Source organism: Vibrio sp. 10N.222.52.B7 (genome assembly GCF_041474275.1).
Classification (GTDB): domain Bacteria; phylum Pseudomonadota; class Gammaproteobacteria; order Enterobacterales; family Vibrionaceae; genus Vibrio; species Vibrio crassostreae_C.
Genome location: NZ_JBFRTU010000006.1, coordinates 162,649 through 177,624, shown reverse-complemented (window position 1 = coordinate 177,624; position 14,976 = coordinate 162,649). Strand labels below are relative to the sequence as shown.

The following is a 14,976-nucleotide window of genomic DNA, read 5'->3' as shown; positions in this document are numbered from 1 at the left end:
AAAATAATTATGCGTTTTAATTCAATCAAACTGGCTTGCACGCTTGCGTTGGCTCTGCCTTTGACGGGCTGTTTTGACTCTCAACCAGGGTCTAGCGATGCCGCAGTAAAATCTGAAATTCGAGTTGCGATGATGCAACCACCAAGAACGGGTTTATCGCCACTTTCTGATGACGCTTTTAAGTTATCTCGTTGGAGCACAGCTGAAACGTTAGTGAACTTGAGCCCAACCTCAGAAGCAGAACCAATGCTAGCGACTGATTGGAAACATCTTGATCCTCTGACTTGGCAGTTCACGATTCGCCAAGGCGTTAAATTCCACGATGGCTCTACATTAACAGCAGAATCCGTGGTGAACTCTTTGCAGAAAGCGCTTGAGGCTGCACCTAAGCCACGCATTCTAGATGGTGTCGATCTCGAAGTGAAAGCGATGGACAACTACCGCGTAGAGATCAAGACCAGCTTTGATGACCCTCTTTTACCAAGCCGTTTATCAAGCCCTCAATTAGCGATTCTTGCAGCAAGTGCTTACCAAGAAGATGGCCGTGTTAGCCCAATGGGTGCTGGTACGGGCCCGTTTGAGTTGACTGAAATTAACGGTACAACCAGCGCGAAGCTAAAACGTTTCGATGGCTACTGGGGTGAAAAAGCGCAAGTTGAATCTGTGATTGCAGAATACGTCCCTAACGGTTTTGCTCGCGCTGCAGCTCTAAGAACAGGTACAGCAGACATCGTTGAAGCAGTACCCGTTTCACAAATCGCGACCATTGATCCGAACCTACTTTATGAAGTGGCGATGCCTCGTACCAATACGCTTTACTTAAATAACAAGTCAGGCGTATTCAGCGATATTAACTTGCGTAAGGTAGCGGCGGCTGCGGTAGACCGTGAGCAAATCGTGAATACTGTTTATGAAAACCACGCGGACATCGCACAAGGCCTATTAGGTCCTGCACTTGCTTGGGCTGAGCCGATCCGACCTGAAGGTCAAGCAATCGACAAAACGCTAAAAGCAAACGGTGAAAGTATTGTTATCGGTACCTTTACCGACCGTGCAGAGCTTCCAGAAGTGGCAGCGCTACTGAAGCAACAACTTGAAGCGGCTGGTTTCAAGGTTGAGCTGGATATTCGTGAATACGCTCAGATCGAGAACGATGCGCTATCTGGTAAGTTCGACGCGTTTATCCTTTCTCGTGCAACGGTTCTAGATTCGGGTGACCCAGTGGCTTACATGATGAGCGACTTTGGTTGTAAGGGTTCATTCAACCTTGGCCAGTTCTGTTCTCAAGAGGTAGATAAAGCACTGAATCACGCTGACCTACAACCGCTAGGTGCGCTGCGTCAGCAAGCGATCATCGAAGCTGAACAAAAAATCCTTAACGATTTCGCGGTTATCCCGCTGCTTCACGAACGTGTGATTCAAGGTGAAAGTGAGCGTGTAAGCAATGTCGTTCGTGACCCAAGTGAACGTCGCTTGGTTGACCAAACTACACAGGTCAAAAAAACGACACAAGTTAACCCGGCAACACAGGCTAACTAAATAAATGTTATCTGCTGAGACTCTGCGTCGAACTCTATTTATCTTGACGCCTTGGCTATCAAGAATCGCCTCACTGATTGTGGTGGTGATTCTTGTTGGTTTGATGCCTGACATTGCAGGCATCGATCCAAGCCAATCTATTCTGCGGGCTAGGGCGGGGCAACAACACCTGCTTACGCCTGAAGCTTTAGCGGCGGTACGCGCTGATCTTCAGCTTGACCGTTCAGCCATTGAGCGCCTGCTCGACTGGGTAGGAAGTGCTTTTTCAGGTGATCTAGGTGAATCATGGATTGATGGTTCCTCGGTTGCATTAAGCATTCAAAAAACAGCATCTACGTCTCTGTTCTTGATGTCTAGCGCACTTGTGATGACTTTCGTACTGTGTGGTGCAGGCTTACTTGCTACCTTACGCAGTTGGAAGAAGGGCAAACTAGGGCAGAGTTACAGCAGTTTAAGCACCGTATTAATATCGTTACCAGAGTATGTGGTGGCCTCGGTATTAATATTGGTGTTCTCTATCTGGTTAGGTTGGCTACCACCGTATGGTTGGCAAGGTTGGCAAGACATATGGCTACCGAGCTTAGCGCTTGCACTGCCTGCAAGTGGCTTGTTTAGTCGCCTACTCAGAGACAGTTTACAACGCGTTCTCAATGAACCTTGGGTGATCACTTGGCTCAGTGCCAACGTTCATTCCAATCAAATTATTCGCTTTGCGCTGAAAAGAGCGCTGAGCAGTCTGATCCCGCAAATCGCGATGATCGTGATTGGCTTAACTGGTGGCGCAGTCGCGGTTGAGCTTATCTTCTCGATCCCTGGTATCGGGCGCATGATTCTTGGTGCAGCCAAGGCGCAAGACTTACCAACGCTGCAAGGCGGCTTATTGGTGTTGCTGCTATTTTCAATTGCCGTGAGCAGCATGAGCTTGTTTGTTCAGCAATTGATTCTTGGCCACAGCCTGAAAAGCGGCAAGCTCATCAGTAGCCACTCTTCGTTTCGTTTTACCCAGAACCGCGCAAAGCGTGTCACTGCTATTGCGATCTTCTCTTTCCTAATTGCTATCGTTGTATGGGCTGCATTCCGAGACCCATACACTAGCCAATTCGCACGCTTGGCATCACCGAGTTGGCAAGCACCTTTGGGCGCAGATGGCATTGGTCGAGACCTACTGGCGAGAATTGGTTCTGGTATGATTGCGACCTTCCAAGCCGGCATATTGGCAACGTTCTTGAGCTTGGTGACGGGCATCATCATGGGTTTCAACACCCGCTTTAGCCAAGGCCTTATCGAGATCACTAAGGGTATCCCATACATTATTGCAGGCTTACTTGTTGCAGGCTTAACGGGGATGAATCCGAACAGCGCATTAATCGCGATTGTATTGGTGTCGTGGGCGCCGCTAGCTGCACACTGCTCAAGCTTGATCGTAGAAGCCAAGGCTCAACCTTATACACACCTCGCACCACTATGGGGCACCAGTAAGCTTAGAATCTTCCGTTTCTACTTGCTTCCGTATGTGTTGCCACCGTTGTTAAGACACGCGATGTTGAGGCTACCGGTTATCACTCTAAGTCTGACCTCGCTGAGCTTCATCGGATTAGGGGCAAAGCCACCAACACCTGAATGGGGTTTGATGATCGCAGAGAACCTTCCATACATTGAGCGCGCGCCATTAGCAGTCATGGGGCCAATTGTTGGGCTGATCTTGTTGGGTGCAGCCATTAACATGATGTTTGATGACTAACGTAAAGATCCGGTCGCTGAGGTTTCTAAATTGACGATCCGATTGGGTATTCGATTTAGCATTTATGTTGTAACCTTAGCCCTGCTTTTTAGAGACGCTTTTTGATCGGCTCGAAAGTTAAACAGGCCCTAGTTAAGTGTAAAGGATTCAACATGTATCTCGTTTTGTATTGCCACAATATTGGTATGACTGACTTTTCATTCTTTGAAACGGAAGATTTTGACAAAGAAGATGGCTATATCGTGCGAGGCAAATGGCCGGACGAGAAAGCGTTCCGTGATTACTTAACCAAAGAGTTTGGTGACATGAACGAGTTCCAAGTGATCGACTTAATCGCCAAAGGCGCAGAAGCAGAACACTACTCGCCAGAAGAGTTGGTGCGCTTAGCTCAGTAGCCGCTAGCTCAGCAATATCTAGCTCGGTAATACGTTTTAAATCGAATAAACAAATGGCAGCCTGATTGGGCTGCCATTTTTCGTTTTAAGCTAGAGCACGTTGCTCGCAGTATGAGTGGATCTACTGCGCCACTTCGTCCACCAAGTACAAGATTGATTGATACGGAATGCCACTGTGGTGTGATAAACCGATCTCACAGGTTCGGCTGTTACTAAAGCCACGAGTGCAGTTGCTCGGCACTTGTTCCTTGAGTGGGTGTACCGCCGCCTCATTCAGCTCTGGTGTAGTGAAGCCTTTGTCACCTGCCCAACCACAACATTGAATATGCTCTGGAACAATCACCTCTTCGGTACACGCTTTAGCAAGGTTTAACATCGCGCCTTCTAAGCCCATTCGACGAGAGCTACACGTGACATGCAGCATCACGGTTTCTTGTAGCGGCTCAAGCGTCAGATGTTCAAGCAAATATTGATTCACAAACCCTGTTGGCTCTAACACCTCTAATGGCTTGGTGAACTGTTCAATACTGCGTTTAGCACATGGGCTGGTATCCATCAATATTGGGTATTCACCCTGACGACTGGCTTGCCATAGCACTTCTTCCAACTGCTGAGCCTTCGACTGTGCTAAGTCGGTCATTCCTTTGCTGTCGTAAGGCATACCACAGCATTGGTCATCTAGCTTCTTCGGTAGAATTACCTCGAATCCTGCCTTGTTGAGCAAAGACATGGTCACTTCAGTAAGAGGACGTTGGTCGCCCGCATCGCTTTGTTGCCCCATGGTTCGACTGGCACAGGAAGGGAGGTAAACCACCTTCTTATGATTGCTTGAAGATTCTGCCGTCACGGGTGATGAGGCAAGCGAGTGACTGTTGGACTGCGGCATCTCTGGCATCCAAACAGGCGTCGCGCCTTTGGTGATAGAGCGCAAGCCGTTAGTTAGCTTGCCGACAGTATTTGCGCCTAATACTTTGCTCGCTACTTGGTTGGTTTTGAGGCCAGCCTTGGTGAGTTTTGTAGTGGTCGAGAAATGATCCGCTGTCCACTTAGCAATTGGTGTGAACTTCTCATATTTGGCAATACGAAGCTTTTTAATCAAATCACCGGTGTTGATTCCCACTGGACAACGTTCGGCACACAGGCCGGTTGCGGCGCAGGTATCAATGCCTTGGTATTCAAAGGTTTTCTCTAGTTCGCTTGCTTCTATCTCTTCACCCGCAGCTCGGCGGCGTTGTAACTCGCGGTACAGCACGATACGTTGGCGTGGCGATAGAGTTAAGGTACGAGACGGACAAACAGGCTCACAGAAGCCACACTCGATACAGCGGTCGACAAGGTCATCGGCAGCAGGCATTGGCTTCAAATTGGTGATGTGTGAATTCGGGTTGTCGTTGATGATAACGCCGGGGTTGAGCAGTCTTTCTGGATCAAACAGCGCTTTGATCTGTTGCATCAAGGCATAGCCGTCTTTGCCCCATTCCAATTCCACATAAGGCGCCATGTTTCGGCCCGTGCCGTGTTCCGCTTTTAGAGAACCTTGGTATTTCACCGCAACCAGCTCGGCAACATCGTCCATGAAACCGCCGTAGCGATCGATTTCTGTTTGACTGTCGAAGCCTTGAGTAAATACAAAGTGCAGGTTGCCTTCGAGGGCGTGACCAAAAATGATCGCTTCGCTGTAGTCGTATTTGTCGAACAGCTCTTGTAGCTCTCGAATACCGTTAGCGAGGTTTTCGACAGGGAAAGCCACGTCTTCGATGATAACGGTTGTGCCAACTTCACGAACGGCTCCAACTGCTGGGAACATGCCTTTTCGGATGCCCCACAGAGTTGCGACTGTCTTTGGATCGGACGTGAAAGGGACTGATTCAACAATTGTGTATTCAGTCAATGCATCCAAAATTGATTTACATTGTAAATCTAAGTCCTGCTGGGAGCTGGCGTGTGATTCCACCAAAATAGCCGCCGCTTCTAAATCTAGGTTTGGCATAAACGCAGGCATACCCGGTTTATCCGCGACAGAACGTAGCGCCCTGCCATCCATTAACTCAACAGCAGCAACCGGAGTTTTAGATAGCGTAGTCACAGCTTTACTGGCTTGTTCTATGTCAGCAAACACCAACAGAGTCGAGGCTTTGTTTGGATGTTCGATAACCGTGTTATAGGTAATCTCAGCAATGAAACCTAGTGTGCCTTCTGAGCCAATCATCAGGTGTTTTATGATCTCAATTGGGTCGTGGTAATCGACCAATGCATTGAGCGCGTAGCCGGTGGTGTTTTTAAGACGGTACTTGTGGCGGATTCTGTCTGCCAGTTCTTGATTTGAGCTAGTCTGTCTGTGTAAATCAATAATGCCTTCAAACAACGTTTTGTGTGATTGCTTGAAAGCTTCAACGCTGGCGTTATCTGCCGTATCAAGCAGGGAACCATCACTCAATACGATTTTCATGCTCTCGACGGTGCGATAGGAGTTTTGCGCAGTACCACAACACATACCGCTGGCGTTGTTCGCGGCAATACCGCCAATTTTACAGGTGTTGATAGAGGCTGGGTCTGGGCCGATTTTACGTTGGAAAGGGGCGAGGTATTTGTTGGCATCTGCGCCAATTACCCCTGGTTGTAGGATGATCTGATTGCCGTTATCGACAATTTCATGGCCACGCCAGTCGTCGGTCAGTGTGATGAGTACCGAGTCTGAAACCGCTTGCCCTGAAAGGCTGGTGCCCGCGGCGCGAAAGGTAAAATGAATACCGAGTTCGCGACAGCTTTGAATGGTGAATATGACTTCGTCTAAGTTCTTGAGCCTTAGAACCATTTTCGGCACCAAGCGATAGAAACTCGCATCGGTGCCGTAAGCCAAGCGCTTTGCCTCTTGCGTGACAATGCGTTCTGTTTCTATTCTTTGAGCCAGTATCGATTCAAGCTGCTGATAAGCTTTGGCGTCGATTACTCGCTCATGGGATGTGTTTGTCTCCATCTTTGCTTCCTTGTGCTTCTTATTTGGCACTGATTTGCTTTTTTGTTTTTTTATTTTATTTTCCAGTGCTTAAACGGTGTCACAACGGCAGTGGAATTGCTGTGACACCGATTGAACTTCGGTCTAAGTAGACCAAAGCATTACAGTGAATCAACGGACTTAATCTAGCCCCACCAAAGATTCACGGGTTAAGTCTTTGATTGTCTTGGCGCCAGTTAGAGTCATCGCAACGCGCATCTCTTTGTCGTACAGGTCGAGTAGGTTCTCAACGCCTGCTTGTCCTTGAGCCGCTAACGCGTAGACGAATGAGCGGCCAAGTAAGGTGCAATCTGCGCCCATCGCCATCATGCGCACTACATCTAAGCCAGTACGAATGCCAGAGTCGACCAGAATCTTAGTGTCGCCTTTTACTGCATCTGCAATTGCAGGCAGTGCTTTAGCACTTGATAGAACACCGTCAAGCTGGCGGCCGCCGTGGTTTGAAACCACAATGCCGTCTGCGCCAAATCTCACCGCATCCTTTGCATCTTCTTCATCAAGAATGCCCTTGATGACCATTGGACCGTCCCAGAAATCACGAATCCACTCTAGATCTTTCCATGAAATCGACGGGTCGAAGTTATCACCTAACCAACCGATGTAGTCTTCCAGCTTGGTAGGAGAACCACGATAAGTAGAGATGTTGCCTAGGTCGTGCGGTTTACCAAGTAGGCCAACATCAACTGCCCAGCTAGGATGACGCATAGATTGGAATACACGACGTATTGCTGCATTTGGGCCACTCATTCCTGAGTGCATATCACGGTAGCGAGCGCCAGGTACAGGCATATCAACCGTGAAAACCAGCGTTGTTACGCCTGCCGCTTTTGCACGTTCCAATACGTTCTTCATGAAGCCACGATCTTTTAGCACGTAAAGCTGAAACCACATTGGGCGTTCGATCTTAGGTGCGACTTCTTCAATTGGGCACACCGACACGGTAGACATGGTAAAAGGAATCCCCTTGTTGTCAGCCGCTTTAGCCGCTTGTACTTCGCCACGTCGTGCGTACATACCGGTTAAGCCAACTGGCGCTAAGGCGATTGGCATTGCCAGCTTTTCGCCGAACAACTCGGTTTCCAAATTCAGATCTGACATGTCATTGAGGACACGTTGCTTGAGCGCGATCTCTGCAAGATCGGCGGTGTTGCGGCGTAGGGTATGTTCTCCGTAAGAACCGCCGTCAATGTAGTGAAAAAGAAACGGCGGTAATTTCGCTTTTGCTGCGGCGCGGTAATCAGTCGATGCGGATATGATCATAATTTCAGTCCTAAATTCTTGGGATGTTGCCCTTCTATGAGAGCTTGGCTTGGGCTGCTTTAATTCTTGAAAAGTAAGTGTTGGCTCTTTCTTAAACGGTGAAGCGATTAACCGGTGAAGTAACTAATTGGTGAAGCAACTAGTCTATGAAGCAAATAAACAGTGAAACAGTGAAACAGAGAAGCAATAAAATGGCGTTAATACCCGAGGGTGTTGATGTGTTTTAGTATCCATTCCGAAACTCATCAACTGTCTTATTAGACGGTGTTGCAGTCGGGGAATTGAGTATTAACGCCAAGTGCTTTTGTAACGACTTATGGTTTACATAAGTGCGTCTGTCATTTTGAAACCGTAGACAACTACTAGGCCAATGATTCCGGTCATCACCAAGTAGTAGAACGTTGGGATAATCGTTTTACGTAATGTTGCACCTTCACGTCCTAGTAAGCCTACGGTTGCCGATGCGGCGACCACGTTGTGAATCGCAATCATGTTACCTGCTGCTGCGCCCACCGCTTGTAGAGCGACAACCACCGCACTAGAGATCGACAGTGTTTGTGCTACTTCGAATTGGAACTGGCTGAACATCATGTTTGAAACTGTGTTAGATCCTGCAATGAAAGCACCTAACGCACCGATCGTTGCACTTAACGCTGGGAATGCGCCGCCGACTAGGTCAGCTGCAAAGTTAGCAGTTGTTACTGGCATACTCGCTAAATCAGAACCGTTCACACCTGAGTTAATGAAGATACGGACCATTGGGATGGTGAACACCAATACAAAGCCGGCACCAATCAGTGTTTTGCTCGATTCCCCAAAGGCTTTAGCCAATGGTGCTGCGCTGCGTGATTGCATTAGAACAGCAACCAGTGCGACGAAGACCAAGATGCCGCCAGGTAGGTACAGAGGTTGAATCGCTGTGCTTACGCCTGTCTCGCCAAGGATGTTGCTGAAAGAAAGGCTAACGCTCTTAAGTAGGCCTTTGAACTCAGGGCTCACACGGCTAGCAACTAGAGTGACAGCGAGCAGCACGTAAGGTGCCCATGCCATCGCCATGCTCATTTTCTTATGGCTTTGGTTGTTGTCATCAAGGTCGATTTTCAAAGAACCTAACCATTCTGCTGGCCACTTGTCTTCGCTCTCAAAATCCCATTTTGATTTAGGTACTAGGAAGCCGCGTTTTGCTGCTGTTACAACAATCGCAAGGCCAACCAAACCACCAATCAGTGATGGGAACTCAGCACCTAAGAAAACACCTGTTAGTGCGTAAGGAATAGTGAAAGCAGCACCTGCGAACAGTGCGAACGGCAGGATATCAAGACCTTCAGTCCAGCTTTTGTTCTTACCGAAGAAGCGAGTCAGCATCATCGCCATCAATACAGGAATCATCACACCAACACAGGCGTGGATGATCGCAACACTTGACGTGATTTGTTGTAGGTAAGCGTCCCATGTTGAACCATTGGCAATCAGGCTTTCACCGATGTTGTGCGTATCTAAACCTTTGTTCACACCAACGATGATAGGTGTACCAACCGCGCCGAATGATACTGGCGTAGATTGGATCATCATGCCCATCAGTACCGCAGCCAGCGCAGGGAAGCCGATAGCAACCAGCAGTGGTGCAGCGATGGCAGCTGGTGTGCCGAAGCCAGATGCGCCCTCAATGAATGAACCGAAACACCAAGCAATGATGATTGCTTGAACACGACGGTCAGCGGATATATCAGTGAATCCGTTGCGGATGGTGGTGATAGCTCCGGTGTGTTTCAAAGTGTTTAATAAGAAGATGGCGCCGAACACAATCCAGAGAACCGACACTGTAATGCCGAAGCCTTGGAATACAGAAGCCAGCACGCGAGTGCCAGACATGTCCCAAGCAAGTAGGGCGATAGCAACGGTTAAGGCAAATGCCACAGGCATCGCTTTTTTTGCAGGCCAGTTAAGACCAACCAGCAGAATCGCTGCAACAACTATTGGTGAAAATGCCAATAGGGCTAGTAGAGTTTCACTCATGGGTACTTCCTCGTACTGTTTTCAAACGTTCATGTTTGAAGTAAAGATCACGTTATGGTTTGTCATTATTTGAATCGCTTTGGCCTCTAAACGGGAACCTTCTTTAGGCGAATCTTGTAATTGGAATGACTGTTTTTGTAATTGTTTTGTTAATTTGGCGTGAATTTACCCCTTTATTTTTTATTGATATAGGGAAATAATGAAAATAATTAATTCCAAAATTGGCATAATCAGATGCGAGCAGACGATTTGATCCTGTTTTCACAGGTGGTAGAACTAGGCAGCTTCAGTAAGGTAGCAGAGCAAAATAACCTTACAAATTCGGTAGTTAGTAAAAGAATTGCGCGTTTAGAGGAAGAGATTGGCGTGCAATTATTATATCGAACCACGCGTAAATTGACCTTGACTGAGGCGGGCAAGGCAATGTTACACGGGGCCAAAAATGTGAAGCAGGCAGCTCAAGAGGCTATGGACGCAGTTTCAGGCTTTGGTGAAAATGTCAGTGGTCATATCAAAATGTCAGTGCCTACTATCTCCGGAGATTTGATTCTCGCAGACGCTGTGGCCGAGTTTTGTAATATGCACCCAGGTTTAACGGTCGATATGTCTCTGAATAATCGCTTTGTCGACTTGGTTGAGGATGGTCTCGATTTGGTGATTCGAACCGGCTACTTGGAAGATTCAAGCCTCATTGCTCGTCATATATTGGATTCACAATGGGTGGTGTGCGCTTCGCCGTCTTATATTGCTAAGAACGGTAAGCCGATGCTGCCTAAAGATTTAGTGCAGCACAATTGCTTGCAATACGCCTATCAAACAACGGGTGCTAGCGAATGGCAGTTTCTGCATAGTAAAGATGGCTGTACCGACAATGACAAATATATCGTGCGTGTTGCGGGCTCTTTTTCGACTGACAATGCGACCGCGTTAAGAAAAGCGGCGCTGGGTGGGCATGGTGTGGCGTACGTACCACGTTGTCTGGTTTATCACGACATTCGCAATGGTCAGCTGGTGGATATCTTCCCTGATTTGGTAGGCAAAAAGTTGGGAATTTATGCGGTGTACCCTTTTACTCGCCAGCCACCAAACAAGATTAAGTTATTGATTGAACATATCAGAACGCGCTACTTGACGATTTCTCACTATTTTTAATAAGGATCACGATGAGCTATTTAAAAGAGTATCCATATCCAATCACCAATAAACAGATCGTCAGCGATGACTACTTTGGTCAGATAATCGAAGACCCATATCGTTGGCTAGAAGACGACAGAAGTGACGAGACCGCGCAGTGGGTGGCGAGTCAAAACGCAATCACGTTTGATTACCTCGCTAAAATCCCGTATCGCGCGGAACTGAGAGAGCGACTGGCAAAAGCACAAGACTACAAAAAGAGCTCGCAGCCGTTTGTCCGAGGTGATTATACCTATTTCTATAAGAATGATGGTCTGCAGAACCACAGTATTCTCTATCGTCAGAAAGAGGGGCAACAGGTTGAAGTCTTCCTAGATCCGAATACCTTCTCGGAAGACGGCACCACATCTCTAGGCTCGGTGTCGTTTTCTAAAGACTACAGCTTAGTGGCGTACAGCATTTCTGAAGGTGGTAGCGACTGGCGCAAGATCTTCGTGATTGATGCCGAGACTAAACAGCAGCTTGAAGCCGAAATCACTGACGCCAAATTTACTGGTATTTCTTGGTTGGGTAATCGCGGCTTTTATTACTCTAGTTACGACAAGCCAGACGGCAGTGAGCTCTCTGCTCGTACTGAGCAACACAAGCTGTACTTCCATGAGTTGGGTACAGAGCAAGCTAGCGACAAAGTTATCTTTGGTGAGAACAACGCTGAGCAGCACCGCTATGTATCAGGCTATACCACCGAAGACGACCGTTACTTGATCATTCTAGGGCGAGAGTCGACATCGGGTAATAGACTGTTCTATATCGATTTAAACTCACCAGAACAACAGCTGAACACGCTGATTGATCATGTGGATAGCGACATTTATCTCATCGATAACCAAGATGAGACCTTCATTCTATATACGAATCTTGATGCGCCTAATGGCAAGGTGGTGAGCTTTGATAGCGGCACTGAGCAGTGGCGAGATATCATCTCAGAAAAGCCACAGCCATTAGACATCAGTACTGGCGGCGGATACTTGTTTGCCCACTACATGGTGGATGTGGTGTCGAAAATTGAGCAGCTTGATTACCAAGGTAACCTAGTTCGTGAAATTCATTTGCCTGGGATGGGAACGGCCAGTGGTTTAGGTGGTAAAAAAGAGCAAACCCAGCTTTATTACACCTTTACCAACTATGTCACGCCGCCAACGATTTTCTCATTCGATGTCGAAACTGGCAGTTCAGAAATCTATCAGCGCTCTGAGTCTCCGTTTGAATCGGATAAATTTGAGTCTAAACAGGTCTTCTATACCTCAAAAGATGGTACACAGGTTCCGATGCTTATCTCTTACAAAAAGGGATTAAAACTAGACGGTAGTAACCCAACCATGTTGTACGCTTATGGCGGCTTTAATGTCAGTCTGACGCCTTCTTTCTCAGGTACGGTGGGCAGTTGGTTAGAACTGGGTGGCGTATATGCCGTGCCTAACTTACGTGGCGGTGGCGAATACGGTAAGGCGTGGCACAAAGCCGGTACACAACAACAAAAACAGAATGTATTTGATGACTTCATTGCTGCTGCGGAGTTCTTAATTGAAGAGAACTACACCTGCAATGATAAGTTAGCGATCCGCGGCGGTTCTAATGGAGGCTTGTTGGTTGGCGCTTGCATGACACAAAGGCCTGAGTTGTTCCAAGTGGCTTTGCCTGCGGTTGGGGTGTTGGACATGTTGCGTTACCACACATTCACGTCTGGTGAAGGCTGGGCGTACGACTACGGTACATCAGCGCAGAACAGAGAGATGTTTGAATACCTGCTTGGTTATTCTCCGGTTCATAATGTGGTGCGAGGCACGGATTACCCTGCGACATTGGTTACTACCGCTGATCACGATGATCGTGTGGTACCTGCTCATTCTTATAAATTCATCTCAGAGCTGCAAGATAAGCATGAAGGCGGCGCGCCCGTGATGATCCGTATTGACGTCAATGCAGGGCATGGGGCAGGTATGCCGCTCAGCAAAGCGATCGATCTCACCGCCGATAGCTACGCATTTACTCTGTTCAATATGGGGGTTGCGTCTCTAGATTCACTTTAACGAATGCTTGATTCTAGATAACTGGGTATTTTACTCAGACCAAGAAGCCTCAAAATCTACCTTAGATTTTGAGGCTTTTCATATATATGAAAACCAATCAAAACTGCGTCATATTTCCTTCACTTTCACACACTGTTTTCCGTGATAGCCGCCACCAATACTGATGAAATGAAAGCGATTTCAAGCTGATATCTCACGCGTTTCCCGTCCTAAGTTTCTGATATTAAATTAATAGTTTTGGGTATGACTTTTCTAAAAGTTTCATGGCTCTCGACCTAATTTATCAGTGTGAACAGCGACCAACTTTTCAACGCTTTCATTGCTTAATATTTCCCTGTTCGATGAAAACTCAAAAAAATAATAGGGAATTACAATGCAAAAATTTAAGCTTTTGCCAATAACGGTCGCAGTGGCGGCTTCGCTTGCTTCACTCTCTTCTTTTGCTGCAGAAACGGATCTTGCTGCTCTCGAGCAACGAATCCAAGAGTTGGAATCTCAAGTTGGGGACATCAAGTATGTTGATGATCAGCAACAAGCGGTTCTAACTTCAGAAACAACTGTGCCAGACGGTATCGTCTTCTCTGGTTACGCTCGCTACGGCGCTCACTACAAAAGTGGTGATGAGCGTTATGTAGACATCGGTACAACAGGCCGCTCTGTTGGTCGTTTAGGTAACGAAGCGAATGGTGGTGAAGTTCAGTTAGCTAAGCTTTTCCAAGCTGACAACGGCGCTATCTGGGACATCGTATTCATGGCTGACCACTGGGAAGCAGACGCATGGGCTGATGACGGTGGCCTGAGCATGAAAAAAATGTACGCTGGTGTAACCAATGTATTTGAAAGCCAGCCTGAGCTTTACATGTGGGCTGGTCGTGACTTCCATCAACGTCCGCAACAAGGTTTGAACGATTACTTCTGGATGACACACGATGGTCAAGGTGCTGGTTTTAACAACCTAGATTTCGGCGGTGCCAAGCTAGATATGGGCTTTGTTGGCCAAGTGAAAGGCGGCCTCGTAAATGACAATGGCCGATACGCCGTGACAGCGAAGCTACACAGTATTGACGCAGGTATTGGTAATCTGGATTTTTACGCGAACTACGGTTTTGCATCGAGCGAAGCGGATACGTCTACGACGACTGAGTACGTATACGATCCAGTGACAGATTCAATGCAGCCTGTCGTGACTCAAGGACAAAAAGTCAGTGATGAAACGGCCTACCTAGTAGGTGCAACATTAGGCTTGGGTGAGTCTAACAAGTTGGTTGTTAAGTACGGTGACGGTGCCGATTCATCGGTATATGACCTTAAAGGTGATTACCAGACTTTTTATGCAAGTGTTGAGGGTAGCTACGCTGCATCTGAACAGTTCATCATTGATTACTTAGTGTCTTACAAAGACAACTCTGGCTCAGACTTAGATCGTGAGAATACTGAATACGCGGGTATCGTTCGTCCACAGTACCAATGGGATGATGTTCATTCTACATGGTTAGAAGCGGGCTACGGCATGGTTGATTACGATGACGACGGTGAAGAGAACGCATGGAAAGTAACGCTTTCTCAAAACGTTTCTCTAGGTGGCTTACCTTGGAGCCGTCCAATGCTTCGCTTCTACACAACCGTGGGTGATGTAGAAACGAAAGGCAACACAGTGAAGACAACCAATGTTGATACATTGTCGTTCGGCGCAATGTTTGAAGCTTGGTGGTAATCACCGATATAGAAAGAGCGGCTCTTTGAATTCGGCATATTTTCAAAGAGCCATGCTTTCGAATATCCATG

9 protein-coding genes are annotated in these 14,976 nt (G+C 47.4%); 6 read left to right on the top strand and 3 right to left on the bottom strand.

Annotated features, from left to right (window positions below; translation table 11 throughout):
* The first annotated feature begins 9 nt into the window (after positions 1-9).
* The 3 genes from AB4512_RS03230 (at position 10) to AB4512_RS03220 (ending at position 3,675) form a co-directional block, all read left to right on the top strand.
* Positions 10-1,539: an ABC transporter substrate-binding protein gene (locus tag AB4512_RS03230; protein WP_372174411.1), complete on the top strand. Its 1,530-nt coding sequence runs from the start codon at positions 10-12 to the stop codon at positions 1,537-1,539.
* A gap of 4 nt (positions 1,540-1,543) precedes the next feature.
* Positions 1,544-3,280, top strand: a complete 1,737-nt coding sequence (locus AB4512_RS03225) for an ABC transporter permease subunit (protein WP_372174409.1) — start codon at positions 1,544-1,546, stop codon at positions 3,278-3,280.
* A 152-nt stretch (positions 3,281-3,432) separates the two neighbouring features.
* The gene (locus AB4512_RS03220; protein ID WP_372174407.1) at positions 3,433-3,675 is read left to right on the top strand and encodes a hypothetical protein; all 243 of its coding nucleotides are present in this window, start codon (positions 3,433-3,435) and stop codon (positions 3,673-3,675) included.
* A gap of 121 nt (positions 3,676-3,796) precedes the next feature.
* Here the strand turns inward: AB4512_RS03220 and AB4512_RS03215 are convergent, their stop codons facing one another.
* From AB4512_RS03215 to AB4512_RS03205, 3 genes are all read right to left on the bottom strand, one after another.
* Positions 3,797-6,652: an FAD-binding and (Fe-S)-binding domain-containing protein gene (locus tag AB4512_RS03215; protein WP_372174405.1), complete on the bottom strand. Its 2,856-nt coding sequence runs from the start codon at positions 6,650-6,652 to the stop codon at positions 3,797-3,799.
* A gap of 159 nt (positions 6,653-6,811) precedes the next feature.
* Complete coding sequence (gene lldD / locus AB4512_RS03210; protein ID WP_010432610.1) at positions 6,812-7,951, bottom strand: FMN-dependent L-lactate dehydrogenase LldD; 1,140 nt, start codon at positions 7,949-7,951, stop codon at positions 6,812-6,814.
* 321 nt (positions 7,952-8,272) lie between these two features.
* A complete protein-coding gene (locus AB4512_RS03205; RefSeq protein ID WP_372118801.1) occupies positions 8,273-9,967 on the bottom strand; it encodes an L-lactate permease in 1,695 nt (564 codons plus the stop codon).
* A 234-nt stretch (positions 9,968-10,201) separates the two neighbouring features.
* Between AB4512_RS03205 and AB4512_RS03200 the strand changes: the two genes are divergently transcribed.
* The 3 genes from AB4512_RS03200 (at position 10,202) to AB4512_RS03190 (ending at position 14,905) form a co-directional block, all read left to right on the top strand.
* The gene (locus AB4512_RS03200) at positions 10,202-11,119 is read left to right on the top strand and encodes a LysR family transcriptional regulator (RefSeq protein ID WP_017068571.1); all 918 of its coding nucleotides are present in this window, start codon (positions 10,202-10,204) and stop codon (positions 11,117-11,119) included.
* An 11-nt stretch (positions 11,120-11,130) separates the two neighbouring features.
* Positions 11,131-13,191, top strand: a complete 2,061-nt coding sequence (locus AB4512_RS03195; protein ID WP_372174403.1) for a prolyl oligopeptidase family protein — start codon at positions 11,131-11,133, stop codon at positions 13,189-13,191.
* A 373-nt stretch (positions 13,192-13,564) separates the two neighbouring features.
* A complete protein-coding gene (locus AB4512_RS03190) occupies positions 13,565-14,905 on the top strand; it encodes a carbohydrate porin (protein ID WP_017061564.1) in 1,341 nt (446 codons plus the stop codon).
* The last annotated feature ends 71 nt before the right edge of the window (positions 14,906-14,976 follow it).

Excerpts from the sequence above, each read along its gene's own strand:
- AB4512_RS03230 (WP_372174411.1), top strand. The coding sequence starts at position 10 with ATGCGTTTTAATTCAATCAAACTGGCTTGCACGCTTGCGTTGGCTCTG.
- AB4512_RS03225 (WP_372174409.1), top strand. The coding sequence starts at position 1,544 with ATGTTATCTGCTGAGACTCTGCGTCGAACTCTATTTATCTTGACGCCT.
- AB4512_RS03220 (WP_372174407.1), top strand. The coding sequence starts at position 3,433 with ATGTATCTCGTTTTGTATTGCCACAATATTGGTATGACTGACTTTTCA.
- AB4512_RS03215 (WP_372174405.1), bottom strand. The coding sequence starts at position 6,652 with ATGGAGACAAACACATCCCATGAGCGAGTAATCGACGCCAAAGCTTAT.
- lldD (WP_010432610.1), bottom strand. The coding sequence starts at position 7,951 with ATGATCATATCCGCATCGACTGATTACCGCGCCGCAGCAAAAGCGAAA.
- AB4512_RS03205 (WP_372118801.1), bottom strand. The coding sequence starts at position 9,967 with ATGAGTGAAACTCTACTAGCCCTATTGGCATTTTCACCAATAGTTGTT.
- AB4512_RS03200 (WP_017068571.1), top strand. The coding sequence starts at position 10,202 with ATGCGAGCAGACGATTTGATCCTGTTTTCACAGGTGGTAGAACTAGGC.
- AB4512_RS03195 (WP_372174403.1), top strand. The coding sequence starts at position 11,131 with ATGAGCTATTTAAAAGAGTATCCATATCCAATCACCAATAAACAGATC.
- AB4512_RS03190 (WP_017061564.1), top strand. The coding sequence starts at position 13,565 with ATGCAAAAATTTAAGCTTTTGCCAATAACGGTCGCAGTGGCGGCTTCG.